Source organism: Micromonospora sp. WMMD735 (assembly GCF_049178995.1).
Taxonomy (GTDB): domain Bacteria; phylum Actinomycetota; class Actinomycetes; order Mycobacteriales; family Micromonosporaceae; genus Micromonospora; species Micromonospora wenchangensis.
The window spans coordinates 50617-75444 of sequence record NZ_JBMHMJ010000001.1 but is presented as its reverse complement, the minus strand read 5'-3'; the positions used below and the strand labels follow the sequence as shown (position 1 = coordinate 75444).

Here is a 24828-nt window from a genome sequence, read left to right as displayed (position 1 = left end):
CACCCCATTGTGGACCGTCACCGCCAGCGGTGGGATCACCGTCCGGACACCACACCGCCGGACGCCCGCCGTCACGATCGCCCCCGCTGGTCGGTGGCCAGCGTCAAACGGCTGCTCATGTCAAGTTTCACCTCGCCGTACGGGGCGACGTGGGTCCAGAACAAGGGCGTGAGGCCGCGCCGGTCGGCGTCGGTCAACGCGCCAGCCCACTCTTCGTCGGCGAGCACGTCCTGGACCATCAACGTGTTGACGTAGACGAGGGCGGCCTGCAGCACGCGCAGGCACAGCACGGACAGTTCCTGCTCGTCGCGGCGGTTGGTGGCGATGTCACCGCCCTTGCCGTAGAAGATCACGCTGTTGGCGCGGTTCCACGACTCGACGACGTTCAGCCCTTCGTTGATCTCGCGTTGCAGGCCCCGATCGCGCAGGTAGCGGGCGACGAAGACGGTGCGCTGGGCCCGGCCGACCTCGATCATCGCCTGGTAGGTGGGATGCTGGGCGTTCGCGCGGGTGAACCGGCGCAGGATCGCCTCGGTCGAGGCGGTACCGGCCCGGATCGCGGTCGCGTACTTGATCATCTGGTCGTACTGCTCGGCGATGATGTCCCACCGGATCGGCCTGGTCAGCGCCGGCGCCAACCGGCGGTAGGCGTCGGGTTCGCCAGCGGCCGGCCGGTACAGCCGCACCTTGTTGATCCGCTTGATCCGCGGGAGCAGGTCGAAGCCGAGCAGCCGGGTGATGCCGAACCCGACCTCGGACTGGCCGTGCGAGTCGACGTAGTTGCCCTCGACCTCCATCGTGGTGCCGTGCCGCATCGCCCCCTCGACCATCGCGGCGACCTCCGACGCGGTGCAGGTGATCAGCTGGGAGTGGATGGCCATGCTCTTGCGCTCGACGTGCCAGTAGATGAGCACACCACGCCCGCCGTAGCGGGAGTGCCACTCGGTGAAGATGTTCTGGTCGAACGCCCCGAAGTGCGTCGAGTCGGAGGCGACCGCAGTAGAGCCCGCGCCCCAGACGGTCTGCGCCCGGGCCGCAAACGTGGCGTTCGCGATCTCGGTCGCGATCGTGCGGGCGACCTCGGCGCTCAGGTAGCGGCGGCGCACGTAGCGGATATCTTCCTCGCCGTGCCCGAGCACCCCGTTGCCCGCGACCGCCCGGATCCCGGTGTTCGTGCCGTACGCATAGATTGCCAGCAGCAGCCGCTCCGCCAGGACCTCCGCCGCGAGGTCCCCGCGGCCAGCGGTGCCGGTCACGCCGGCGAGGCACCCCGTACGGAGGACCGCCTCCTTGAGCATGTCGATCAGCGGTACCGTGCCCCACCGGGTACGGACCTCGCTCTTGAGCCGGCGCAAGTTCTGCGGCTCCGGCGCGGCGTCCAAGTCGGTCAGCTTGATCGGCCCGTTCTTGCCCCGGTCGGCGATCTGCAACCAGGCCAGCTTCGGCAGACTCGTGTCGAGCGCGGCCAGCTCGTCGCGCATCTCCGTACGCAACTGGTCGATGAACGCCGTCGGATCCAGCGGCTTACGCAGGGCGGCGTAGTGGGCGTCGCGGCGCGCCTCGAAGTCGTGCGGAAGATCCTGATCGGGGTCGCGCCACTTATCGGCGCCGACGACCCAGATCTCCTTGCACCGCAGCTGCTCGCGCAGCGCCTGGAAGGTGCAGATCTCGTACACGCTGCGCCGCACCCGCCGCCCGGCCTTGCCCTCGTCCTTGAACACCAGCGTGGTCCAGTCGCCGAGCACCCCTTTGTGGGTGGGCACGGTCTCGCCGGCCGGGTAGTAGCTGGTGCGGGCGTCGACGTGCCGGCGGATCAGGTCCAAGGCGTCGAGGACCGGCCGGTAGGTAGCGTTGTTCGACCGGAACTCGAGCACGTCGAGCAGCTCGATCAGGCCCCGCCGGTAGTGGTTGGAGTAGGACGCCTTCAGCGTGGTCTGCACGGTCCGCCGGTACACCGGCCCCTTGGTCTTGAACTCGTGGACCAGCTCGCGCAGGGTCTGCTCGCCGCCCGACACCGCCGGGAAGACCACCTCGCGTACGGCGTCATCGGGCCGGCCGAGCGATGCCTCGGCGATCGCGAACAGCAGGTTCTCCTTGCCGGTCACCCGTTTGAACGCGTTGACCAACTCCTCGGTGACCTTCCGGTCCGCGCGGGCGCCGATCCGGTGCACCGTGGAGATCAACAGCTCGACCAAGGCGTCGGTGATCTCCCGCAGCCGGCTGTGCAGCAACGCCGCGAGCAGCGTCAACGTCAGCGGCTCAGGATGATCGCGCAGGTGCGACGGGGACTCCACCATCGCCCGGGCCCGCCAGCCGGCCAGCACCCGCGGGGCGACGTCCGCGAACAGGTCGCCCGGCAGGCCGATCGCCCGGGCCGCGCGCAGTTTGCGGATCTCGGTGAGCATCGACTCCAGGCTCACGTTGCCCGGCACCGACTTGATCAGCACCAGCACCGACTCCTCGCCGGTATCGTCGTCCGGGACGTCGACCGCGACCAGCGAGCGGAGCCGGCCCGCGACGTCGACGGGCAGCCGGGCCGCGATCCGGGCGGTCAGCGCCTGCTCGGCCTGGTGCAGCGCCGAACGCACGATCCGGTCGATCCGCCCAGCCGTCGGCGGCTCAATCCGCTCGGTTCGGCAGCGCACCAGCAACTCGTCGCGCACCAGCTCCGAGCGCCGCTCGGCCTCACACACCGCAGTGGCCAGCCAGCGAGTCAGCTGCTCCGCGTCAGCCACCGTGCACTCGCGGAAACCCAGATGGCTGCGGATCTGCGCCCGGTGGTACTCGATCGTGCGGCCCGACCACTCGTAAAGTCCAAGCTCGGCCGGCTCGACACCGACCTGCCGGGCCACGAACTCCACTGCCTCGTTCGGCAACTCGCCGCGGCCGCGCGGGAACCGGCCGACCCAGATGTAGAACTTCAACAGCAACGCGAACCCGAGCCGCGTCGGCCCGCGCTTGCCCGCGATCAGGACCCGCTCGTCGTCCAGCAGCGTCCAATGCTCGACCAGCTCATCGAGATCCAGCGATCGCGCCATGGCCGCAGATCATGGCGCATCCCACCTCGACCTCGGCGCCCCGGGCCCGAACCCATACACGCTCACCTTGCTGACCAGCTCGATCACCCTCGATTGCGGCTGGTGACACGTTCCTTACCGGCACCCCAACCTGATCCGGCCCGCCGAGCTGGAGCAGCTGCTCGGGCTGCGCAGCTACGAAACCATCCTCGCGGCTACCGTCCCGTTCGGGAGCCCGGGAGGGGATCGGGTTCTCAACGGCCTGATCTCCACCGAACTCACCGAGCGAGTCACCGTCTTCGAGCAGGCGATCCGCAGCCTCAAGGAGCGCGTCGACCAGCTCTACCGCGCCGGCATCCTGGTCGTGCTCGACACCAACGTCTATCTGCACTACCCGCAGGAGCTGCACGAGATCGACCTTCGGCAGGACCTCGGGCTGCGCGAAGAACCGATCCACCTCCTGGTGCCGATGGCCGTCGTCGACGAGCTGGACGGCAAGAAGCAACACCAGAACAAGGACACCCGGCGCCGGGCCCGGATGGTCACAGCCAAGATCGAACAAGTCGTCCGGGACGGCGGCCGGCTCCGCGAGCAGGACTACTCACCACTGGACAGTGGTGGCATCCCGCGCGGCGAGATCAGCCTGGACGTCGTCTTCGATCCGCCAGGGCACACCCGGCTGTCGATCACCGATGACGAGATCGTCGACCGCGCCGCGACCCTCCAGACACTGGCTGGCCGCCGCGTCCGCCTGCTCACCTACGACACCGGCATGGCCATGCGAGGACGCAACGCCGGCCTGACGGTGCACAAGCTCCAGCACTCCAGGACCGACGACGGGAAGTAGCGTGACACCGCCCGCGCCTGCTCTCTACCGGCCCGGCGCCTCGGCGGTCACACTCGCCGAAGGGGACCGTGGTGGTGCCGGTGGTGCCTCAGCCGGCCGGCCCGTCGACGTGGCGTCGGCGACAGCGGTCGCGGTGGACTGGGGGAATGCCTGGGCCGCGAGCTTCGCCCCGTGCACGTCCCGATCGACGGGTCCGGCGCCCGCCTGACTGGTCTCCGGTCGGTCCCCGCGACCGCTTTCCTGCCTGCCGCCGCCCGTCTCCCGCCACTCACCATCCAGGGTGACGGCAGGGCGATCCGCGGCGCCCTGGACGTTGCCGTCAGCCTGCGGCGTTGCGGCTCCCTGCTCGGTGGCGTAGTCGTCGACCACCCGGAATGCGTACGCGGCGGGCGTGTGGGCACGGTCGACGAAGCCGGGCACCTGCCGCAGCAGGTCGCGCACATCGTGCCCGGCCCGCTCCAGTTGGTCGAGCTTGTAGGCCAGCGCTGGCCACGCCGCCGAGGCGATGACCCGCTCCGCCCGGTCGGCAGACCACACCTCCCGCACGTGCACCGCCATCGCCTCCTGGCGCTCCTGGGCGGTGCGCCGCCGCTCGCCGGCGTCATCATGCCCGGTTTCCGCCGATCGGGCGTTCGCCGGTCGGCCGACGTCGTCCACGGCGGCGCGGTCGAGCTGGTCGGACAGCCACGCCTCGTCCCCCGGCCGGGCGCCGGTCTGCGGGTCGACATGGACGCCGCGCTCGGCGAGCCGCACCACGATGACCCGCTGGGCGGCCTGGGCGCGCGGGTCGACGGCCGCCCACTCGGTGCTGGCCCGCCAGGCCCGCGCGATGTCCTCGGCCGACGCCTGCCGCCACCAGGACGGCCGGGTCGCCGGCCGCCACAGGGTTGCGCCGGCCTGCTGAGCCGCCCGTACCTGGGCACGGATGCGGCGGGCCTGCTCCTCGCTGGCCCGAGCGGCGCGTTGCAGCTGGGCGATGCGGATCTCGATGGCCGCCTGCGCAAGCTGGCCGGCGGCCTGGATCGCGGCGGTAACCGCCGCAGCGGCCCGCTGGTGAATCTCGGCCATCTCGTTCTCGGCCACTAGCTCGTCCTCCTCAAAGCTGCGAATCCCGCTCGACGTTCGGGTCGACGCGGGGCCGGACCGGGCCCGGCACGGTGTGGACCGGCCGCTGCGGCGGCCCGCCCTGGTTCGGCACCTGCACCTGGTCGACGAGCTGGGAGCCCGACCGGAGCAGGGGCATCAGGTGCGCGGCGGCAACAGCAGCGGCGCCCGCGGCGTGGGCCTGCTGCTGCGCGGCGCGCAGCTCGGCCAGCGCCACGACCAGGCGGGCCGCCTGAACGACGACGGCAAGCAGGACGGCCGCCTCACCGCCGTCGCGGGCGTGTCCGGCCACCAGCAGCGCGTCCGCCACGCGACCCAGCTCCCGGGCCACCGACGACGCCGGCGGCACCGGCGCGCGACGCGGTGGCGCCGCCGCCCGAGCCAGAGCATCGGCGGCCCGGCTCATCGGACCCTGCCCCGACGGTTCGGAGGCCGCCGCCACCCGGGCCAGCAGCTCGGCGCTGGCCCGCGCCACCGCTGACCACTGCGGCGAGTCGGGCGCCACCCCGGCCAGTCGGCCACTGATCGCCTCCAGCGCGGCGGCCGACGATCGCCACACCGCCATCCGGTCCTCGCCACGCAGGTTCGATTCCGTGGAATCCGCTGCCTTCCATTGGCCCATCGGGGGCCGCTCGGCCTCGGGCCACCGGGTGCGGACCTGGGGCAGGCTGAGGTCCCCGTCCAGGCTGCGCCCGGCGTACCAGGTCGGCGTGCCCGACCCGCTCGGCCGCAGCGCCACGGCGTACCCGACCACCTGGTTTGGGTCCTTCGCCGAGGTCCGCGGGGCGACCAGCAGCCCCGCGCCCTTCATCCGCGCTACCCACTCGGCCTCACTCCGGGCGCCGGCCAGCGCCGCACGGACCTGCCGGCGCAGCAGCTCCCGGTCCGGCGCCTGGCCGCTGCGCCGGGCCCGGTCGACCTCCGGCCGGCCCAGCTCCGGGCGCTTCGTCGCCCCGGCCCGGCCAGGCGTCCACTTGCCGAGTCCGAACTCGTCCTCCAGGAGATCGGCGACCTGCTGGCTGCGCCGCTTGTCCTGCCGCAGCCACACCGGTGCCCCGTCTTCGGTGGCGAGGGTGACGACCAGGTGCACGTGGTCGTTGCCGTTGGCCGACAGTCCGTGCCGCACCGCGACCCACCGGCAGCCGGCCCGCTCCGCGTCCCCGGTGAAGCCCATCTCGGCGACGAACCGGGCCGCGATGCGGCCCCAGGTCGCATCGTCGAGCTGCCCTTCCTGGGCCGGCAGACTCAGCGAGCACTGCCACACGTACTGCTTCACCCCGCGCTCCCCGGCGGCGATCTGCGGCGCTTTCAACCGCGCCCCCAACTCCCCCAGCGACCATTTACCACCGCCGTCACGCTGCTTCGGGGCGAGCAGCGCCACATCGTCGTACCCGGCGACCAGATGCGGATTGACGTGTTCTTCGGCCATCCCCGGACCGAACAGGTACTTCAGCAGCCCCGTGACGTCGGTGCCGTACGTGACCTTCGGGATCATCAGCGGCGGCCCGTCTGCGCGGCGGCGATCGCAGTCACCAGCTCGTCAACGCGCGCCGCGACCCGGGCCAGGTACGCCGCCGCCGCGGCCAGATCCCCGGACGGCTCACCGGTGGAGTGCAGCCGAGCCACGGCCTGGTTGAGGTTGTGCGCCGCACCGCGCACCTGCCGATGCGCGCCCATCAGCTCGACCAGCAGTGGACCCGCTTCTCCCCCGCCTCCGCCGGCCGGCGCGGGCACCAGTGGTGCCGTTCCAACCTCGGCCAGGTACGCCGAGGTGGCCATCCGGGCCGCCGCCGCGTTCGCCTCGACCGCCGCCATCTCCGCCTCGGACAACCGCACGGTCACCCGGTGCACGCGCGGATCATCGTCGTTGTGGGCACGCCGTCGGCGCTCGCTCGCACCGAACCGGACCACGCCGACCTGCGCAGGATCAACCACGTCGATCACCCTCCCGACGAGGGTGACCCGTCGTCCCCTGACCGGCCGCGACGCGGCCCGTCTGACTAAAAGTCAGACTTTTACTCCAACTTGCTTCCCCGCCGAAGGCGATCGTCCGTGTGCCTACGGTGTGGGGGCGCGGCGACATACACCGCGCCCGACGGTGCGTGCGGAACCCCCACGTCGCCGGAGCTGATGACGACGCCCGTACGCCGCCGAACGTCCAGAACGCGCGCCGCCGCGCGAGGGACCGACGGGCAGCCCTTGGACCTGGTCGACGGCCTCGACGGGTAGGAATCACACCCCCGTCGGTAGGTCGTACGGCCGCAAAACCGGTACCGTGCCGATCGATCTTGACCGCTAAGCTCAGCGCCCATACCCACCCGACCGTCGTGATCTTGGGGAGGACTCCATGGTCGAGCAGAGTGCCAAAGCCATTCGCAGCGAGACCGAGAAGGCGGCCCTGCGGCTCCTGCGCGAGCGCGCCAACCTGGTCGGCGAGGCCGCGACGGCGCGGCACGAACGCGACCAGCTCGCCGACGCCCTGCGCCAGGCCAACGACCACTACAACGCCCGGTACTCCGCAGCACTGGCCGGCGGCTGGACGCCCGATGAGCTGACCAAACTCGGCCTGGACGCACCCGACCAGGGCCCGTCGCGTCGCCGCCGGCCGGCACGGTCGACGGCCCCAGAACCCGCCGAGCAAGTCGCGTCGCCCAACCACCCGGATCAGCCCTGACCTCCGAACCCTCGACCCTCCGGCGGTCTCCCTACCTGCGAGCAGGGAGACCGCCGGACGCAGCCCGGTCATGACGCCGGCCCCAGTGGCGCGCCCCGCTGCAGCATGTACGGCACCGGGTCGACCGCGTTGCCGCTGTTGGCATGGAACGGCCCTGGCCGCACCTTCAGGTGCACCTCGAAGTGCAGGTGCGGTCCCGAGCTGCCACCGCTGCTGCCGACGAACCCGATGACCGCGCCGGCCGTCACCTGTTGACCGATGGACACCTCGGGACGCCGGATCATGTGGCAGTAGCGGGTGACGGTGTCGCCCGGGTGCCGGATGTCGACGTACCACCCACAGCCACGCTGACGGGTGCTGCCGTCCCGGTCGCACGTGGTGTACCAGTCGCACTTGACCTGCTCCACCACCCCGGCCGCCGCCGCCCGGATCTCGTCACCGCGAATGCCGGCCTTCGACAGGTCCACGCCCGCGTGCAGCCGACCACCCCGCGAACCGAACGGGCTGACGATCTTCGCGCGGACGGGCTGCACCCAACCACCGGGACCGACGAACACCGGCCCCAGGTCGTCGACCCCGCACGGTGCCGTCGGTGCCCCGCCGCCGATGTCGTCGATGCTCGGCAGCCCAAGAACCTGCGCGGCGAGCTGCTCGGCGTCGTCCTCCCACTTCTGGTACGCCTCCGGCAGGCCGGAGCGCTGCACGGCTTGCGCCGCATCGGTCAACCGCATCCGCTCCCAGCCATCGACCCGCACCAGGGCCTCGTAGAACTTCCCGGCCGCGTAGCTCGGCGTCATCCGCTCCCGCACGCTGCCCCAGCCGGGCCGTTGCTGGAACAGCCCGACCGAGTCGTGATCGCGGCCCACGCCTTCATGCGGCAGGGTCAGCGACTCGGGCACGTTGGCGTTGGCCAGGTTGCGCAACGTGGACTCCTGCATCGCGGTCGCCAGCGCGATGACGTAACCGCGCGCCGGCACCTGACGCTGCCGGCCGGCCGCGACGATCGCGGCGGCGTTCGTCGTCTCCGCGCTCCCCCACGACCCGACCCCCGGCACCGGCGAGCCGGCCACCGACGGCACCTCGCACCCCGCCGCTTCTGCACTGGCTTGCCCGAACATCATCAGCGGCAGCCCGACCATGCCACCGCACAGCACCGCGACGACCGCCAACACCGCCACACCAACGGCGATCGGCGCACGGTTCACCGGCTGACCGCCCGGCGGAAGTCGGCGTCCACGACAAGCCACCGACCGTTCACGCCAGCGAGCCAGACCGTCAGCGTCCCGGCATCCGTGGGCACCTCGACCACCGCCTTGCCGTCCTGCGGCGCGTGCTTGGCCACCGGCCGTCCCGTCACCCGCGTGGCCGGCACCCGGGACGGGTCCACCGTGCGCAGCGACCGGGCGAAGCTGTCCTCACAGCTCGCCGCCACACCCCGCCACCACGCCGCCGCCGACAGGTCAGACCGCGCCCACGCCGCCGCGAACGTCGCCGCCACCGGCACCGCCCGGTCCGCCGCTGGCGCGGGCAGGCTCGGCGCGTCGTGGTCGTGGTCGTCACCGCCCGGCGGCTCCACGCTCGACCCAGCCGATCCACCACCAGCCACGGCCGCCGGATACCCCGGGCTGCTGTCCACCGGCGCAGGCGTCTCCCGACCCGCCCCGGGCGCGCACCCCGCCATCACGAGCATCACCAACGCCATGCCCGGTAGGGTCCTATCGATGCAGGCAGATGCACAGCCTTTCCGTGCCATTCGACGCCTCCCCCGTGCTGCCTTTCGCGTCCTATTGCAGCGAGGGATAACCATAGATCCATTCGTAAACGCAGTGCTACTGTCGGGTACTCGTCGGTGACCTTGACATGCGGGGGAGGCATCGGGTGACGGGGTGTAGCTGCGCGCGGGGGCACGGCTGTCGATGAAGACGACCGCCGTGGCGAGGACGCGTACCCGTCCCGGCCCCGCTCCCGAGTTGCCCTTCGCCGTGATTCCGCCGAATCTGCCCGCGTGGCCGCCGGTGTGGTGGGTTGGCTGCCACGGTGGCGCGGGCGTGACCACGCTCGTGCGGCTGACCGGCATCGGGCTGGACTTCGGCAGCCGTGGCTGGCCGCTCGTCACGCCGGCGACGCCACCGGCCCACGTCGTGCTGGTCTGCCGTGCCACGGCATCCGGCACGTGGGCCGCGACCGGCGCCATCGAGCAGTGGCGTCGCCGCTCCGGCATGCCCGGTCCGGTGGGGGTGCTCGGCGTGGTCGCTGTCGCCGCGTCCCCGCGCCGCCCTCCGCGCATCGTCACCGACCGGCTGCACCTGCTGCGCGGCTGGGCGCCAGCGGTGTGGAACGTCGGCTGGGTCGACGCCCTGCTCGCCGCCGACGACCCTCACGACGTCGGCGCATCCCCGGACATCGAGGCACTACGGCACGCGATCCGGCAGAAGATCCACCCACCCCAAGAGAGCCCACGATGACCCTGATCGAACATCTCGACCACCTGCGAACCCACCTCGACCACCTGATAGCCGCCGCTCCCGAGCCCACGAACGCGCCGGTCCCCGACCCGGGCGGCGGTGCACCCCCACCCGGGGTGGGAGACAAGATCCTCACCGTCCTCAAGTGGGTCGCCTACCTGGCCACCGCCGCCTGCGTCGGCGGGGTGCTCTACACCGCCGCGAAGATGGCCATCTCGCACCGCCGCGGTGACGACAGCAACATCTCCCAGCTCGGCTGGGTGTTCGCCGCCTGCATGCTCATCGGCAGCGCGTCCGCGGTGGTCTCCGCGCTGATCTAGGAGGAACCGATGTCGCGCTCAACCCAGGACTTCGCCGACCGTCCGCCCTGGACCCGTCCGGGGTTCATCGCCTCGGCGGTGCTGGCGCTGATCGTCCTCGTCGTCGGGGCCATCATCGCGGTGTCCACGCTCACCGACGACGGCACCGGCACGACCGGAGAGGCACCCTCGGCGAGCCCTCCGTCGGCTGGCAGCACCGCGCCGCAGGCCCTGCCGACCGCCGTGCCGACCACCGCACCGTCCGGTGTGCGATGGGAACTGGTCGGCCAGAACGCCGTGCCCGTCAGCGCGTCGGCGGGACCGACCCGCATCAGCGGTGGCACGGCCGCCGGCTACGCCCACACCCCCGAGGGCGCGCTGATCGCGGCAGCGCAACTCAGCGTCCGCGCCGGCTACTCGGCCGGCCGCCAGTCGTGGGAACCCACGATCGAGCAGCAGTTCGAGCCGGGCGACGACCGTGACCGGCTCCTGGCGGCGCTCCGCAACGCTGGTGACTCCCCGGCGCAGCCCGGGGAACTCAGCCAGATCGCCGGCTTCAGCTTCCAGTCCTACAGCCCGGACACCGCCGTGATCGGGCTGGCCTTCCGCGCACCGTCCGCCGGCACCGCGCGCTACCACATCCTGTCGCTGACGCTGCGCTGGCGTGACGGAGACTGGCATATGGTCGCCCCACCCGCAGGCGCGTGGACGTCGGTGAACCGGGTGACCACCGACCTCGTGGGGGTCGTCGAGTGGGGTGCGCAGTAGTGCCCTGCACCCCGGTCATCGATCCGACGTGCATCCCCAGTCAGATCGTGCAGAACACTGCCGGCTGGTTCCTCAACGACTTGGCCGATCAGGCGTCACAGGCTGCCGCGAAGATGCTGCAAACACTGGTCGCCGGGTGGTTGTCCATCCCCACTCCAGAGGTGTCGCAAGAGTCGGGCGTCATCAAGCACCTTCAGGCCTACACCACCTGGGCGGTCGCCGCGATCGCCGTCGGGTCGGTGCTGTTCTCCGCGACCAAGATGGCCCTGGAACGCGACGGCAGGGAAGCCGGCACCCTCGGCAAGAACCTCGTCCTGCTGGTCGTGATCACCGGAGCGGGCGTGCCAGCCGTGCGGATACTCACCGAGATCGGCGACGCCTACGCGGACTGGATCTTGTCGGCCTCCGCCAACGGTGACCTCGGCAAGCGGCTGCTCCTTCTCACCCCGGCCGTCGCCAACACCACCGGCCTGCCAGCGCTGGTAGTGATCGGCATCTCGATGATGCTGTTCCTGTCCTCGATGGTGCAGCTCCTGCTGCTGCTGGCCCGCAACGCCGGGCTGGTGCTGCTGGCTGGGCTCCTTCCCGTGGCCGCCGCCGTCGGCGGCTCCGTGCGCAGCCGCTACCTCACCTGGCTGCTGGCCCTGGTGCTCTACAAGCCGGCCGCAGCGACGATCTACGCGGCGGTGTTCTGGCTCGGCCAGGGTCAGAGCCTGACCGACGTCCTGACCGGCTTGGTCATGTTCGCCATGGCCATCGTGGCGTTGCCTGCGCTGATGCGGCTTATCGCTCCGGCCGTGTCCGTGCTGTCCAGCGGTGGCGGTGGTGGCGCGGCCATCGCCGCCGGATCCGCAGCCGGTCAGATTGCCACCGGCGCTGTGCGGCTCGCCGGCACGAGCGGTGGAGGCGGGGGCGGGGGCGGCAAGCACTCCGGTGGCGGTCGCGGTCAGGGACGTCCGGACGGTTCAGGCCCCAGCGATCCGCCCTACCCAACGTCACGGCCATCCGGAGGCGGATCAGGTACTCCAACGACCACCACCGCCTCCGGACCGGCTGGCGCGGGCGCGTCGGGGAGCCAGGCCGGTGCTTCCACCGCAGCGGGGAGTGCCGGCGCGGGCGCGGGCACGGGAGCAGCCGGCGCGGGCGCGGGAGCAGCCGCCGCAGCCGGCCCCATCGGTATCGCCGCTGTCGCGGCCGTCGCCGCCGCCAAGGCCGGCCCGGCAGCGGTACGCAAGGTCGGCGGCACCGCATCCGGAGCGACCGACGGTGAGGGCTCGTGAGCACCGGCGTGCGGGAGCAGACCCGCGACCAGCGCACCTACGGCAACTGGAGGTTGGGCCGTGGTGCCGGCCTGTTCGGGCTCGGCCCGGTCGGCACCATCGCCGCGTTCCTGGTCATGGTCCTCGCCGCCGCGATGCTGCCCGTGTCCGTGCTGGCCTCCCTGGTCACCGCGACCACCGGGCTGCTGGTCCTCGCGCCGCTGGCGATCCGGATCAACGGGCGCACCGGATTCCAGGTCATCACCGCCCGCGTCGCCTGGTGGCTGGCCCGGTCCCGCCGCCACCACATCTACGTCTCCGGTGCCGCGTCCCGGGTGGCCGCCGCCCACCAGCTACCCGGGGTCCTGGCCCGCTCCGAGGTGTACGAGGTGGAGACCGGCCGCTCCGGCGTCGTCGCCGTGGTGGTGGTCCCCCAGAGCCGGCACTACACCGTCACCCTGCGCTGCGCCCCCGAGGGCATGGACCTCGTCGACCAGGGCGTCATCGACGCCCGCGTCGGGCACCTGGCGTCCTGGCTGTCGGCGCTGTCCCGGGAGCCGCAGCTCGTGCAGGCCCAGGTGACCGTCGAGACCACCCCGGACCCGGGCACCCGGCTCGCAGCCGAGGTGGCCGCCACCAGCCGACCGGACGCGCCAGCGCTGGCGTTGCAGGTCCTCGACGACGTCGTGCAGTCCTACCCGGCCGGGTCGGCGACTGTGGACACCCGGGTGTCTCTGACCTACACGGCACCGCCTGGCAGGTCGATGTCGCACGAGGATGTGTGCCGCGAGGTCGCCGCCCGGCTGCCGCACCTGCACGCCGGGCTCACCGGCGCGACCGGCGCGGGCATCACGCCGATGTCCGCCCGTGGGCTCGCCGGGGTGGTGCGCGCCGCGTACGACCCTGCCGCCGCCCTGGACCTCGCCCGCGACCCCCGGCTGACCCCCGACTGGACCCAGGCCGGGCCGGTGGCCACCCGGGAGAGCTGGGACTCCTACCGCCACGACTCCGGGGTGTCGCGCACCTGGTGCCTGGTGGAGGCCCCTCGCGGGGTGGTGTACAGCCGGTTGTTCTCCCGGCTCACCGAGCCGGACCCGCAACTGCTGCGCAAGCGCGTCACCATGATCTACCGGCCGTACTCCCCCGGCGAAGCGGCCCGGCTGGTCGAGTCCGACAAACGCGACGCCCGGTTCCTGGCCAGCAAGAAGCACCGCGCCAGCGCCCGGGACCTCACCGATCTGGCCGCCGCCGAACAGGCCGCCGAGGAAGAGGCCACCGGCGCGGGAGTCGTCCGGTTCACCGTGCTGGTCACCGCCACCGTCGCCGACGACAAGCACCTCGATGAGGCCACCGGCATCATCCGGGCCCGCGCCGGTGAAGCCCGCCTGGCGCTACGCCCGATGTACGGCTGCCAGGCCGCCGGGTTCGCCGCCAGCCTGCCCGCCGGAGTGGTCCTGCCCACCCACGCCACCATCCCCTTCTAGGACGTGCCGGCATGACCATCAGCACCCGCGACGCCACCCCACCCCCGCCGCGTCGACCAGCCGGCCGCCGACCCGGCCGGCTCGGCCACAGCGGGCCCGGCGGCGGCGCCTGGTCCTACATCGAGCCACCGACGGAGTACCGGGGCACCACCGTGCAGGTGTGCGGCCTGTTCCCGTTCGGCACCGGCGCGTCGACGCCGATGATCGGCGTACCGATCGGCCGGCACCTCTACACCGGCTCGGCGGTGTGCTTCGACCCGATCTCCTGGTACACCCGCGCCCGCCTGATCAACAACCCGTCGGTGTGGATCGAGGGCGAGCCCGGCATGGGCAAGTCCACGGCCGTGCGGCGGATGGTCCTCGGCCTCACCGCCCAGGGCGTCACGCCGCTGATCCTCGGTGACCTCAAGCCCGACTACGCCGAGCTGGTCCGTGCCCTGGGCGGGCAGGTGCTGCGCGTCGGGCCCGGCCTGGACCGGATCAACCCCCTCGACGCCGGCCCGTGGCGGCAGGTCCTCGACCGCGTCGACGAGCGCACCGCCGCGGTGGTGCGCTCCGCCGTCACCGACCGGCGGCTGAACATGCTGGTCGCCTTGGCCACCCTGGTCCGACGCGGGCCCGTCAGCTCGGATGAGACCACCGTGCTGTCCGCCGCGCTGCGCTACCTCGCCGACCGTGAAACCGACCTCCCGCCGGTGCTCTCCGACGTCCTGCGTGTCATCCGTGACGCCCCGCCGGAGGTCCGCGCGGTCACCCTCTGGCAGGAAGACCAGGACCTGAGCCGCTTCCGCGACGAGACCAACGGGCTGCGCCGCACCCTGCTGGCGCTGCTGCACGGGCCCCTCGGCGACACCTTCGAGGGGCAGACCACCACCGCGATCCGCCTCGACACCCCCGCCGTGTGCGTCGACATCTCCAGCATCGACGACACCGACGAGCTACGTACCGCCGCGACCCTCCTGTCGACCTGGTCCTACGGCTTCGCCCAGGTCGAAGCGGCGCACCTGATGGCCGACCTCGGTCTCGCCCCCGCCCGCACGTTCTTCACCGTCCTGGACGAGCTGTGGCGGGCGCTGCGCGTCGGCCACGGCCTGGTCGACCGCGCCGACGGCCTCACCCGACTCAACCGGCAGAAGGGCACCGGCACCGCGTTCATCACCCACAGCCTCGCTGACCTGGAAGCCCTCCCCACCGCCCACGACCGGGCCAAGGCCCGGGGCTTCGCCGAGCGGTCGGCGGTGCTGATGATCGGCCCCTGCTCGGAGCAGGAGCTGGACGCCGTCTCCCGGGTCCGGCCGCTGTCGCAGGCCGAACGGCGGGAGGTGCTGTCCTGGTCGGCGCCGCCGTCCTGGACGGCCACCGAGGGCAGCGAGACCGTCGGCCGGGGCAACTTCCTCATCAAGGTCGGGAGCAGACCTGGCATCCCGGTACACCTGGAACCCACCGAGACGGAGAAGCACCTCGGCAACACCGACTTCCGCTGGACGATGGCATGAGCCGCCCGGCCGGGCCGCGCGGCGGCCACGACGACGCCGGCCTCATCGCGGGCGGCATCGCCGCCCTGGCCCTGGTCCTGGCCGTCGGGGTATGGCTGCCGGTGCTGCTCACCCGGCCACCCGGCTACACCGCAGGCGGCCCGATCCGGGTGACCACGGCGGTGCTGCGCGGCGAGATCACCTGGACCACCGCCTGCACGCTCGTCGTGGTCGCCGAGGTCGCCGTCCTGGCGCTGCTGACCACCGCGGCGGTCACGGCCTGGCGGTGGTCCCGCAGGCGTCGTACCCGGGTCGACTCCGCCGCCCGCCGGATGGCCACCCGCAAGGACCTCGCCCACCTCAGCCCACAGGGCGTCGCCGACAGCGGCCGGCGGCTACGGCCGAGCCTCGCCGACGTCGACCGGCCCGACCCCGACCAGCTCGGCGTGCTCATCGCCCACACCGTGGCCGGCGGAATGCCGCTACGGCAGTCCTGGGAGGACATGGCCGTCGACATCTGGGGCCCCCGCACCGGCAAGACCACCTGCCGGGCGATCCCCGCCATCGTCGCCGCCCCCGGACCCACCCTGGTCACCAGCGTCAAGGGCGACATCGTCGACGCCACCCGCGAGGTCCGCGCCGCCCGGGGCACCGTGTGGGCGTTCGACCCGCAGCACATCCTCGGCACCGACCAGGGCATGTGGTGGAACCCGCTGCGCGCCGTGGCCACCATCACCGACGCCCGTCGCCTCGCCGAGCACTTCGCCTCCGCCGAACGCGAACCCGGCGTCAGCCGCGACGCCTTCTTCGACCCCAGCTCCGAGGAACTGGTGGCGAACCTGCTGCTGGCCGCCGCGTGCTCCGGCCGGGACATCCTCGCCGCGTACCGGTGGGCGGTCAGCCCCCGCGACGACGAACCGGCGATGCTGCTGCGTGAGCACGGCTTCGCGCTGCCCGGCGACGCGGTGGCCGGCGTGGTCAACATGCCCGACAAGACCCGCGGCGGCATCTACGCCGGCGCCCAGAAGATGCTCATGTGCCTCACCGAACCGGCCGTCACCGGCTGGGTCACCCCACCCACCCGGGGCGGGGTACCCGAGTTCAACCCGGCCGCGTTCGTGACGTCCACCGACGTGCTGTACCTGCTCTCCCAGGGCGGCCCCGGATCCCCCGCACCCCTGGTCGCCGCCCTCACCGACACCGTCCTACGCTCCGGAGAGCTACGCGCCCGCGCCTCGACCGGCCGCCGCCTCGACCCACCGCTGCTGAGCATCCTCGACGAAGCCGCGAACATCTGCCGGCTGAGGCAGCTCCCCAGCCTCTACTCCTACTACGGCTCCCACGGCCTGCCGATCATCACGATCCTCCAGTCCTACCCCCAAGGCGTCGACGTGTGGGGCCGCGAGGGCATGCGCAAGCTCTGGTCGGCGGCGAACGTCCGCACCTACGGCGGCGGCGTCGCCGACCCGGACTGGCTCGAAGAACTGTCGAAGCTGATCGGGGAGCACGACGTGACGACCAGGTCGACCAGCACCAGCGGGTCCGGGTGGGGCCAACGATCGGTGTCCCACGCCACCCGCCGGCAGCGGATCCTCGACGTCGCCGACCTGCACGCCCTGCCACGCGGCCGGATGGTCGTCTACGCCTCCGGCGCCCCACCGGCCCTCGCCCGCACCGCCCCCTGGCAGGACGGGCCGCACGCCGCCGCGATCCGCGCCTCGATCGCCCGCTGGGATCCCGACAGCCGCACCGACTGGACCCTGTCCCCCGACACCCCGCCGGAGCCCACCGCATGACCGCCCCGACGTCCGGACCGGCCACCGACCCGGTCGCCGACCTGAGCACCCTGCTCGACCAGCTCACCGGCACACCCGACGCGCCAGACACCCCCAACGGCCATGACGCACCGCAGCCGGTCTTCCGCGACATCGACCAGTTCGTCGCCGGGTACCTCGCGCAGGTCGTCGAGCGGCGGGTCGCCTCCGGACCCACCCCCGGCATCAACTGGTGCCCCCGCTGGTGGGCGCACCCCGAGGCGTTGTCCCGCCTCTACGCGCTGTGGCGAGCCTGGGAGACGATGCGGGTCAACGACCCGCACACCGGCATGAGCATCTGGTGGCGTGACCACCTCGACCCCCACCTGGCCGCCCTGACCGGCGACCTCGGACCATTCGCCCGCTGCGGCACCCGACACCGCGACCCCGAGGCCCTGCCCGTCGAGCCCGCGCCAGCCGAGGTGCTGGCGCAGCTACCCGACTCAGGTAGTCGGCGAACACCTGTGGCCACCGCCTCGCCAAGGGCTCGTAGAGGCCGATCGACTCCGTAGTCGCGCCTCCCACCGCCCCACCCCCGACAGCCAGACGCCGAGGATGTTCAACGATCGGGCGAGGTCGGGTTCGAACGCGGCCGGGTTCGCCGCGAGGTTCTACGACCTTGCCGATTAGCTCGCCGAGCTGACGTGGCGGCTTGCCGGGTGACTGCTCCGGCCGCCAATGCCCGCATCCGCGACATTTGGACGAAGCCTGGCCTGGCCGACCTCGATGACGACGCCGAGCACTCCGTGCGGCTGCTGACGGTACCTCTGGAAGTCGGCCGACCGACAGGTGGGCCATGTATTCTTACGCCCCGTCCTCTGGGAGCCCCTCCATGACCTCCATGACCTGCTGGTCGGTCAGGCCGTCGACCATGTCGTGGAGGCGGCGGCGGGCCTGTGCCGGGGTGACCGACTGCCCGTTCCCCTGCCGCCATCGCGTCTCATTGAGTCGATGCGCCATGATCATGGCGGTTGCCGCTCTGGTCATGAACCCGGTAGGCCCCAGCAGCGCGGCCGCCGCCCAGCCTCCGACTGCCACCGCCTTGAGCGCCCGATGGCGTGCCTCCCGCTCGGACGTAGCGTTGCCCGCGTCGATCAAGGAGATTCGTGCGGCCAGCTCGGCGGCGCTGAGAGCCAGGGCCTCTGCCAGCCGGGCGAAGACCCGGGGGGACGGCCCACGGGACCCCTGTTCAATCTTTGCTAGGAAGACCTCGCTGATCTCCACCTTCTCGGCCAGTTCGGCTCGGGTCAACCCGTTGACCCTGCGAAGCTCCCTGATGACGGCGCCGGTCGCCGCTCCGGTCGACTGTGTACTCATTTAGTACCTAACTTGTATGTTTGCTGGGCTGGTTCAGGGTGTAGTTGCCTGGTAGCTTAGAGGAATCAATCCGCGAACGGGTGCCGTTCACTTGGTCCGCATCACTTCTGTCTACATAGGAAAGAGCGCGTCATGGCGGTAGGAGAGCTCGACCCACGCGAGGGGCCGCAGCAGGGCACATCCAGCGCGGCGGAGCAGGACCCTGGCGGCATCTGGGGTGACGGAGGGCAGTGGGGTACCGCCACCCCGGCCGACCAGGACCCCGGCGGCATCTGGGGTGACGGACCCCGGGCGTTCGCCGACTCCACCGAAACCGGCGGTGACGACGGATCGTTCATCGACACCCTGATCGACTTTCTGAGCAATCTCTTCTGAGCCGACACCGGGGACCGTAGCCCCGGCGGCCGAATCCGAAGCCCCAAAGAGAATGGTGTCCACCGATGAACAACAACCCCCTGGCCGCAATCTTCGGTATCGCCAAGACCGTCCTGCACTTCCTGAACAGGCCGGACGTCAAGCAGGGCATCGCGTTCGCCCGCCTCGCCAAGGCGCAGGCGGACGCGGATCGCGATCCACGAAACTACTTGGCCAAGCAGCAGCTCGAACGGGCCCAAATTCGAGCGGCGTACGCCACCATCAAGACGAACGAGGCGATCCAGGAGCAGAACCAGCACCGCTGGCAGTAGTCCCCCGGTGTCCAGACCCTCGACAGGGCGGACAAGTTCGCCAGCGTGTTCGGGTTGTTCGTCGCGGTGGCTGGTCTGGGTCTGTCCGCGTATGGGGTGTTCGGTGTCTGGCGGGCGGCAGGTGGGCAGTCGGTGATCGATAGCGTCGTGGGCGGCGGGGTGACCCAGGTCCGTGGGGTCCGCGGCAGCGTGCGTTTCGGCCCGTCGGCGCCGGCGGCCGGGGCGCCGTCCATACCCGCCTCGCCGCGGCCGTCGGCTGCCGCTAACTGAACGGCGTTGGGTCTAGACCTGCGCTCTGCGCGCCGTCAAAATACCATCGTTTTCTGACGATGCTGTTTGGACCCTTGGCAATCCCGCTCCGGGCCGTCAAAAACTCCGTCAAAAACCGGTGAGTTCAACAACCCATCCGGAACCGTTTTCTGACACCATGGGCGTGTGCCAGACCCCCTGGAACCCACCGAATTACTCGCCCCCGCACCGGCGCACCTCACCGAGATCCGGATCGGCTACGCCCGGGTGTCGACCGGCGGACAAAAACTCGAGCGGCAACTCGACGCGCTGCGCGCCGCCGGGTGCCGGCGCATCTTCGCCGAGAAGCAGTCCGGCAAGGACGCCGACCGGCCCGAGCTCACCGCCTGCCTCAAGTTCACGGCCCCGGGCGACACCCTCGTCGTCCCCGCCCTCGACCGCCTCGGCCGGTCCTTGCACGACCTGATCACCACCGTCACCGACCTACGCGGCCGCGGCGTCGGCTTCACCTCGCTCCACGAGAACCTCGACACCACCACCCCCGGCGGCCGGCTCGTCTTCCATGTCTTCGCCGCCCTCGCCGAGTTCATCCGCGAACTAATCGTCTCCGGCACCCGCGAAGGCCTCGCCGCCGCCCGCGCCCGCGGCCGCGTCGGCGGCCGGCCCACCGTCATCAACGCCGAACTGCTGCGCTCCGCTCGCGACCTGCTGCCCAACCCCGACGCCTCCGTCGCCTCCATCGCCCGGCTCCTCGGCGTCAGCCCCGGCACCCTCTACAACCACATCCCCGACCTGCAGCAACTACGCGAAGCCGGCCGGGCCCGAGCGGAACTGACCACATGATCCGCCCGCTCACCCCCTCACCCCGCGCTGCACGATGACCGCCGTCGCCACCGGCCGTATCCGCCGAGATCACGCTTGCCCGACCAAGCACGTCGTCCACGCCAGCGTGCTCGCAGACACGAGAGGCGGCGCCGCGTGAGCGAGCTCGTCAGCCGGACCACCCGCGGGCTCTTCCGCGACCTCATGACTGGCAGCACCGTCGGCGCGATCGGAGCTGCCTTCCAGGACGAGCTGTTCGCGCCGAACCCCGACAGCACCTACCAGGACAGCAGCGTCCGACGCGCCACGACGCAGGAGTACCTCGAAGCCATCGACTGGACCGACATCAACCAGGTCAACCGGGCGCTCCGGGTCTTCGAGCGCCTCATCCAGGGCTTCGAGCCGCAGTACACCAGCAAGCTGCTCAACTCCCTGCGCCGCGACGGCTACACCATCGACGAGGAAACCGGCCACATCGCCTCCGGCGGGCCACGCTTCGCCCCCTCCTCCCTGCAGAACATCACCGACGCGTCAGCGATCCGCCAGCAACTCACCCGCATCCAGCACGCGGTCCTGGACGACCCCGCCCTCGCCGTAGGCAGCGCCAAGGAACTCATCGAGAGCACCGCGAAAGTCGTGCTCAAGGAACGCGGCCAGCCCGTCGACGACAAGGACGACCTGCCCGCGCTCGTCCGAAACGCCCAGCAAGCCCTCGGCCTCCACCCGTCGTCCAAGGCCCCCGGCCCAGACGGCAGCGACGCGATCAAGAAAATCCTCGGCTCCGTCTCAGGCATCGCCATCGGACTCGCCGAACTCCGCAACCGCGGCTACGGCACCGGCCACGGCCCCGCCACCGCTCCGGTCGGCCTCGGCCCCCGCCACGCTCACCTCGCCGTGAACGCCGCCTTCACCTGGTGCCAACTCATGCTCGACACGCTCGCGGACCCCAAAGCCCCCTGGCGCAAGGAACTGACATGATCTCCACCGGAAAGGCACTGAAGATCACGTGTCGTTCAACACCACCAGGGGCCGGCAGCCACGCGGCGGCTGTTCCGACCAGCTATTGCACCGGACGCAGCGGCGTGACCGAGCCGCCCTGCCAACCGGCGTCGGGCGCCATGTGCCACTCGATGTGACGCTTCGGGTTGGTCACCCAGGAGCCACACGCCGGGCACTCGAAGCCGCTCGGGGCGCCGGGCGGGCCAGTCTGCGGGCCAGCGTTGTCGGACTTCTGCTCGGTCTTGCGGCCGGCAGCCTCCCATAACGGCACCCAGACGGACGTGAAAGTGCGAGTTTCCACGTCCATGTGCTCGGCGAGCCGGTCGAGCAGCTCACGACTGGGTGCCAGGTGGCCGTTGAACACCCGAGACAGCATCGACTCGGAGTAGCCGACGTCGCGCGCCAGCCTGGCCAGCTTCGGTTTGCCGGCGGTGATGCGAGCTGCAGTGAGCACCTCGCTCAACTGCTGGCGGGCGGTTTCCGGGTCCAGTACGTCCTCGGCGGCCGCAGCCGCCATGAGCTGAACCTTCTCCACGCCGCCATTGAAGACATAGACGGTGGAGTCACGGCCCACGACGTCGTCAGCGCCGTACTCCCATCCGCGCCGACTGGAGGCCTGGCGGGCACTGCGCCGCGGGCCGGGCATGGCCGCCTTCATCAGGCTCGTCCCGGGCCGTCAACCAGCCGCAACAGCGTGGCGAGGTCCTCGCCGCTAGAGCGGTTTCCGTCGACCACCCGATCGATCACCATGCCGGCGGCGATCCCGATCACCGCAACAAGGCCGGCGGCCTCGAGCACGTTCAGGTGCTCGACGCCGGTCAGCCAGGTGAAAAAGACCATGACGATCACGAGCACGACCGTGCGGCGCTTGGCGCGCTGGTCGGCCCACCCCTCGGATGCAGTGCACCCCACGACGGCGTTCATTGCCATGTGCCCCTCCCGATACTGGACAGCGCTGGACTGTGTGGACAGTGCGGAAGGACTCTCCGGCCCAACGAGGAAACCGGGTGGCGTGAGCTGTCTTCCGCGCCGACCATGGTTGCGGATCAGCACCACGTCACGCCACACCGACGGGACGGCCGACAGGATGGCGTGTGAAAGTTCGGCGCAGGGTTGATGACGTACCGGCCGGTCCGCCGATGGCGGTGTCGGCCGAGGCTCGGACACGACGAAGGGGCCCGCCATCGGCGGGCCCCTGCACGTGCCTGGCGCGACGTCGCCACAACGCCTCTACCAGTTGTTACTGTCTCCGGTCCGGTCCAGCGCTATCCAGACGGCCTCGGGGCGAGCCGCCAATTCTGGCGGCTCTCACACCGGCGTCCCGCGGCTTCACGCCCGTCGGCGCGCCCGTGTAGGACTCCCAGTAGAGCAGTCAGCCTGACTTGCCGTCGAGACGGCGCTGCACTTTCATGCAAGCTCGCCGCTGCGGAAAGCAGCATCCCCGCCGGTGAGGGCAGACCCCGGCCACCAGGTGAATGGTGCGGGTTTCGGCAAGATTCGGAAAGAACTCAGAACCGAAAGCCAGCCCCTCAGCTATGCCCTGACTCGCGGCGGGCTTATGGTGCCAGGTGCTCAGCGTCCTGCAGAACCAGCCCTGGACCGTGCGCGCCTCCCACGCGCCGCCGCAGCGACTGGCCAGCGCCGTCCGGTCCAACATGCCTCGATAAGATCAGTTATGGAGGCATCGACGGCGGATCTGGAACGGGTGTCGATTCCGGGGAATCGGCGGGTCAGAACGGCGGGCTGTCGGCCAGCTCGACGGCTGGCGGCGGGGCCAGTCGCAGAAGGGCCTCACCGAGGGTGTCCCCGACGCCGACCGCGATGACGGTGTCGTGGTTGTCGTAGGCGTTGGCGGCGTAGAACCACTCCTCTGGCTCCTCCACAACCTCGCCGTCGGGGCCGACGCGGCCGGGCTGGCCGGGCTCGAAGACAAGCTCGATGCGGTGACCGTCGCGCAGCAGCGCGTCGGCTGGCAGCCGGTCGGCCGGCTCGGGCCGGTCGACCAGGACGCCCGGGTCGATGAGCGCTGCGACCGGCCGGCGGTGGCGGGTGAGCACCTGCACGCGGGTGTCGAGGCCGTGGACCTCGCCGACGAGGTGACCGAGCTTGGCTCGGGCGTCGGACACCGGCCAGGTCGGCAGGTTGGGCGAGATCTCGGCGACCTCGCTCATCGGCACCAGGGCGGCCCACTGGTACCGATCGCGGGTGATGAGGGTGATGGCGCCGGCCTCGGCTGCGGTGACGAGTTCGGACCAGCGGGCTCGGGCGTCCTCGACGTCGACCGGTCCGCCGTGCCGCTCGACGAGCGGTCGCAGCCCGAAGGGAACCGTGATGTTGTCCATCCTCAAACCGTAAGGCACCTTGCAGAATATTTGCAAGGTGCCTTACGGTTCGGTAGTGCCGCAGGTCAGTCGCCCAGGTACAGGCCACCGCGAGCGGCCTGCCGGGCTCCATGGGCGAAGGTGCGCAGCTTGCAGGCCAGTTCCCGGGCCTGCTCCGGGGTGTGCTGGGCGGTGTAGGGCTGCCAGTAGTCGGCGGCGGGGTCTTCGTCGCCTTCCACGCCGACAACCATGACCTTGGTCGCGCCGTCGTGGTCGACCAGGTCCATCCACAGCGTCCCGGTGTCTCCGCCGGCCTCACCGATCGCGGTGGTGGCCACGTGCCGGCGGGTCACCAGCTCGGCAGCGGGCTGCTTGTCGCGCAGCAGGGCCAGTAGGTCCCCCACGGTCACCGGCAGCTCGTCGTCGACGATGGTCACCTTCTGCCGGGCCAGGTCGGCGTCGTCGACGAGAAGGTGCTCCAGCCGCTGCGCCGCTCGACCCCACTTGGTGAGCTTCGACGGTCGGTGCCCGGCCTCGGCGAGGTCGGCCAGGGCGTCGAGGTGCCCAGCGGCGGCCTCAGCCTCACCGGGGTCCAGGTGCGGGGCGGCGTAGCTCCCCGGCCGCCTGTACCCCCCGCTGTCGACGTGCTCGGCGTCGGTGACGGGGTTCCATCGGTGCGGGGAGGTGCCGACCGCGACGTACCAGCCGCCGTCCCACCGGTTGTCGCCGTCGCCGTAGTCCATCAACGCGAGGCTGGTGGCCGGGCCGGCCGCGCTGGCGACCAGGTCGGTGCCGTGGCAGGTGTCGCCGTCGGCGTAGCCGAGCACGTCGCCTACTGCGGGACTCGTCGACGCGGCCGGCGTCGGGGTGGTGCCGTCGCCCATTCCGATCTCCTTACTCGTGGGGGTGCCGCCAGCGGCTCGGGCCTGCGTCTCGTACTCCTCGGCCTGCTCCTCGTAGTAGCGGGCGGCGAGGATCTCCCGCGCCGCTTCCGCCTCGGCGTCGCGTGCCGCCAGGGCGTGCTCGGCGGCGACGGCGGCGTCGCGGATCGTGCGGGCGGCCACCGCGTGCTGCTCGGCCGACTCCTGGTTGTCGCGGGCGTCGCGCCGGTACCGGTCGGCGGCGTCGCGGCAGGCCCGTGCCCGATCGGCCAGGGTCTCGGCCTTGGCGACCGTCGCGGCGTAGCGGTTCGCCACCCGCATCGCCTCCTGGTCGACGGCGGGCACCG

Annotated in this window: 25 protein-coding genes; 14 read left to right on the top strand and 11 right to left on the bottom strand. The window is 71.5% G+C overall.

The annotated features are described in order from the left end of the window. Positions 1-71: 71 nt before the first annotated feature. Complete coding sequence (locus ACN268_RS00360) at positions 72-3038, bottom strand: Tn3 family transposase (RefSeq protein ID WP_421481132.1); 2967 nt, start codon at positions 3036-3038, stop codon at positions 72-74. Positions 3039-3381: 343 nt separating this feature from the next. Between ACN268_RS00360 and ACN268_RS00355 the strand changes: the two genes are divergently transcribed. Next, positions 3382-3864, top strand: coding sequence for a PIN domain-containing protein (locus ACN268_RS00355; protein ID WP_421481131.1), 483 nt, complete (start codon positions 3382-3384; stop codon positions 3862-3864). A 24-nt stretch (positions 3865-3888) separates the two neighbouring features. On the opposite strand, the gene ACN268_RS00350 is transcribed toward ACN268_RS00355, so the two are convergent. The 3 genes from ACN268_RS00350 to ACN268_RS00340 are packed head-to-tail and all read right to left on the bottom strand — an operon-like array spanning position 3889 to position 6903. Next, positions 3889-4947 (bottom strand): hypothetical protein, encoded by a 1059-nt coding sequence (locus ACN268_RS00350; protein WP_421481130.1) that lies wholly within the window; start codon positions 4945-4947, stop codon positions 3889-3891. Positions 4948-4960: 13 nt separating this feature from the next. Further along, positions 4961-6463: a relaxase/mobilization nuclease domain-containing protein gene (locus tag ACN268_RS00345; RefSeq protein ID WP_421481192.1), complete on the bottom strand. Its 1503-nt coding sequence runs from the start codon at positions 6461-6463 to the stop codon at positions 4961-4963. Next, positions 6463-6903, bottom strand: coding sequence for a plasmid mobilization protein (locus ACN268_RS00340; RefSeq protein WP_421481191.1), 441 nt, complete (start codon positions 6901-6903; stop codon positions 6463-6465). Before ACN268_RS00340 ends, ACN268_RS00345 begins: the two co-directional genes overlap by 1 nt. A 412-nt stretch (positions 6904-7315) precedes the next feature. Between ACN268_RS00340 and ACN268_RS00335 the strand changes: the two genes are divergently transcribed. Beyond that, positions 7316-7642, top strand: coding sequence for a hypothetical protein (locus ACN268_RS00335; protein WP_421481190.1), 327 nt, complete (start codon positions 7316-7318; stop codon positions 7640-7642). Between the two features lie 68 nt (positions 7643-7710). Here ACN268_RS00335 and ACN268_RS00330 read toward each other — a convergent pair whose 3' ends face one another. Both ACN268_RS00330 and ACN268_RS00325 read right to left on the bottom strand, forming a co-directional pair. Further along, positions 7711-8847, bottom strand: coding sequence for a M23 family metallopeptidase (locus ACN268_RS00330; RefSeq protein ID WP_421481189.1), 1137 nt, complete (start codon positions 8845-8847; stop codon positions 7711-7713). Next, on the bottom strand, positions 8844-9344 hold the full coding sequence (locus ACN268_RS00325) for a hypothetical protein (protein ID WP_421481188.1): 501 nt from the start codon (positions 9342-9344) through the stop codon (positions 8844-8846). Before ACN268_RS00325 ends, ACN268_RS00330 begins: the two co-directional genes overlap by 4 nt. 346 nt (positions 9345-9690) lie before the next feature. Between ACN268_RS00325 and ACN268_RS00320 the strand changes: the two genes are divergently transcribed. The 8 genes from ACN268_RS00320 to ACN268_RS00285 are packed head-to-tail and all read left to right on the top strand — an operon-like array spanning position 9691 to position 17718. Beyond that, positions 9691-10107 (top strand): hypothetical protein, encoded by a 417-nt coding sequence (locus ACN268_RS00320; protein ID WP_421481187.1) that lies wholly within the window; start codon positions 9691-9693, stop codon positions 10105-10107. Then, complete coding sequence (locus ACN268_RS00315) at positions 10104-10427, top strand: hypothetical protein (protein ID WP_421481186.1); 324 nt, start codon at positions 10104-10106, stop codon at positions 10425-10427. The genes ACN268_RS00320 and ACN268_RS00315 overlap by 4 nt, the downstream gene beginning before the upstream one ends. A 9-nt stretch (positions 10428-10436) precedes the next feature. Next, positions 10437-11174, top strand: coding sequence for a hypothetical protein (locus ACN268_RS00310; RefSeq protein ID WP_421481185.1), 738 nt, complete (start codon positions 10437-10439; stop codon positions 11172-11174). A 47-nt stretch (positions 11175-11221) separates the two neighbouring features. Next, positions 11222-12454, top strand: a complete 1233-nt coding sequence (locus ACN268_RS00305; RefSeq protein ID WP_421481184.1) for a hypothetical protein — start codon at positions 11222-11224, stop codon at positions 12452-12454. After that, on the top strand, positions 12451-13917 hold the full coding sequence (locus tag ACN268_RS00300; protein ID WP_421481183.1) for an SCO6880 family protein: 1467 nt from the start codon (positions 12451-12453) through the stop codon (positions 13915-13917). The genes ACN268_RS00305 and ACN268_RS00300 overlap by 4 nt, the downstream gene beginning before the upstream one ends. Positions 13918-13928: 11 nt before the next feature. Next, the gene (locus tag ACN268_RS00295; RefSeq protein ID WP_421481182.1) at positions 13929-15413 is read left to right on the top strand and encodes an ATP/GTP-binding protein; all 1485 of its coding nucleotides are present in this window, start codon (positions 13929-13931) and stop codon (positions 15411-15413) included. Beyond that, on the top strand, positions 15410-17188 hold the full coding sequence (locus tag ACN268_RS00290) for a type IV secretory system conjugative DNA transfer family protein (RefSeq protein WP_421481181.1): 1779 nt from the start codon (positions 15410-15412) through the stop codon (positions 17186-17188). Before ACN268_RS00295 ends, ACN268_RS00290 begins: the two co-directional genes overlap by 4 nt. Continuing rightward, positions 17185-17718: a DUF4913 domain-containing protein gene (locus ACN268_RS00285; protein WP_421481180.1), complete on the top strand. Its 534-nt coding sequence runs from the start codon at positions 17185-17187 to the stop codon at positions 17716-17718. The genes ACN268_RS00290 and ACN268_RS00285 overlap by 4 nt, the downstream gene beginning before the upstream one ends. A 292-nt stretch (positions 17719-18010) precedes the next feature. Here ACN268_RS00285 and ACN268_RS00280 read toward each other — a convergent pair whose 3' ends face one another. Beyond that, a complete protein-coding gene (locus tag ACN268_RS00280) occupies positions 18011-18523 on the bottom strand; it encodes a helix-turn-helix domain-containing protein (RefSeq protein ID WP_421481179.1) in 513 nt (170 codons plus the stop codon). Positions 18524-18655: 132 nt separating this feature from the next. Here ACN268_RS00280 and ACN268_RS00275 point away from each other — a divergent pair, with 132 nt between their 5' ends. The 4 genes from ACN268_RS00275 (at position 18656) to ACN268_RS00260 (ending at position 21258) form a co-directional block, all read left to right on the top strand. Beyond that, on the top strand, positions 18656-18898 hold the full coding sequence (locus tag ACN268_RS00275) for a hypothetical protein (protein WP_421481178.1): 243 nt from the start codon (positions 18656-18658) through the stop codon (positions 18896-18898). Positions 18899-18963: 65 nt separating this feature from the next. After that, the gene (locus ACN268_RS00270; protein WP_421481177.1) at positions 18964-19209 is read left to right on the top strand and encodes a hypothetical protein; all 246 of its coding nucleotides are present in this window, start codon (positions 18964-18966) and stop codon (positions 19207-19209) included. A gap of 435 nt (positions 19210-19644) precedes the next feature. Further along, positions 19645-20301, top strand: coding sequence for a recombinase family protein (locus ACN268_RS00265; RefSeq protein ID WP_421481176.1), 657 nt, complete (start codon positions 19645-19647; stop codon positions 20299-20301). Between the two features lie 135 nt (positions 20302-20436). Then, the gene (locus ACN268_RS00260; protein ID WP_421481175.1) at positions 20437-21258 is read left to right on the top strand and encodes an abortive infection family protein; all 822 of its coding nucleotides are present in this window, start codon (positions 20437-20439) and stop codon (positions 21256-21258) included. An 82-nt stretch (positions 21259-21340) separates the two neighbouring features. Here the strand turns inward: ACN268_RS00260 and ACN268_RS00255 are convergent, their stop codons facing one another. From ACN268_RS00255 to ACN268_RS00240, 4 genes are all read right to left on the bottom strand, one after another. Further along, positions 21341-21937, bottom strand: a complete 597-nt coding sequence (locus ACN268_RS00255) for a helix-turn-helix domain-containing protein (RefSeq protein ID WP_421481174.1) — start codon at positions 21935-21937, stop codon at positions 21341-21343. Further along, a complete protein-coding gene (locus ACN268_RS00250) occupies positions 21937-22209 on the bottom strand; it encodes a hypothetical protein (RefSeq protein WP_421481173.1) in 273 nt (90 codons plus the stop codon). The genes ACN268_RS00255 and ACN268_RS00250 overlap by 1 nt, the downstream gene beginning before the upstream one ends. 800 nt (positions 22210-23009) lie before the next feature. Continuing rightward, entirely contained in the window at positions 23010-23621 is a 612-nt protein-coding gene (locus ACN268_RS00245; protein ID WP_421481172.1) for a hypothetical protein, read from the bottom strand. Between the two features lie 65 nt (positions 23622-23686). Further along, complete coding sequence (locus tag ACN268_RS00240; protein WP_421481171.1) at positions 23687-24826, bottom strand: hypothetical protein; 1140 nt, start codon at positions 24824-24826, stop codon at positions 23687-23689. Positions 24827-24828: the final 2 nt, after the last annotated feature.

Bases quoted from the DNA above. Each gene is read 5' to 3' on its own strand.
- ACN268_RS00360 (WP_421481132.1), bottom strand. From the start codon at position 3,038: ATGGCGCGATCGCTGGATCTCGATGAGCTGGTCGAGCATTGGACGCTG.
- ACN268_RS00345 (WP_421481192.1), bottom strand. From the start codon at position 6,463: ATGATCCCGAAGGTCACGTACGGCACCGACGTCACGGGGCTGCTGAAG.
- ACN268_RS00335 (WP_421481190.1), top strand. From the start codon at position 7,316: ATGGTCGAGCAGAGTGCCAAAGCCATTCGCAGCGAGACCGAGAAGGCG.
- ACN268_RS00325 (WP_421481188.1), bottom strand. From the start codon at position 9,344: ATGGCGTTGGTGATGCTCGTGATGGCGGGGTGCGCGCCCGGGGCGGGT.
- ACN268_RS00315 (WP_421481186.1), top strand. From the start codon at position 10,104: ATGACCCTGATCGAACATCTCGACCACCTGCGAACCCACCTCGACCAC.
- ACN268_RS00310 (WP_421481185.1), top strand. From the start codon at position 10,437: ATGTCGCGCTCAACCCAGGACTTCGCCGACCGTCCGCCCTGGACCCGT.
- ACN268_RS00295 (WP_421481182.1), top strand. From the start codon at position 13,929: ATGACCATCAGCACCCGCGACGCCACCCCACCCCCGCCGCGTCGACCA.
- ACN268_RS00290 (WP_421481181.1), top strand. From the start codon at position 15,410: ATGAGCCGCCCGGCCGGGCCGCGCGGCGGCCACGACGACGCCGGCCTC.
- ACN268_RS00285 (WP_421481180.1), top strand. From the start codon at position 17,185: ATGACCGCCCCGACGTCCGGACCGGCCACCGACCCGGTCGCCGACCTG.
- ACN268_RS00280 (WP_421481179.1), bottom strand. From the start codon at position 18,523: ATGAGTACACAGTCGACCGGAGCGGCGACCGGCGCCGTCATCAGGGAG.
- ACN268_RS00275 (WP_421481178.1), top strand. From the start codon at position 18,656: ATGGCGGTAGGAGAGCTCGACCCACGCGAGGGGCCGCAGCAGGGCACA.
- ACN268_RS00270 (WP_421481177.1), top strand. From the start codon at position 18,964: ATGAACAACAACCCCCTGGCCGCAATCTTCGGTATCGCCAAGACCGTC.
- ACN268_RS00255 (WP_421481174.1), bottom strand. From the start codon at position 21,937: ATGAAGGCGGCCATGCCCGGCCCGCGGCGCAGTGCCCGCCAGGCCTCC.
- ACN268_RS00250 (WP_421481173.1), bottom strand. From the start codon at position 22,209: ATGGCAATGAACGCCGTCGTGGGGTGCACTGCATCCGAGGGGTGGGCC.
- ACN268_RS00245 (WP_421481172.1), bottom strand. From the start codon at position 23,621: ATGGACAACATCACGGTTCCCTTCGGGCTGCGACCGCTCGTCGAGCGG.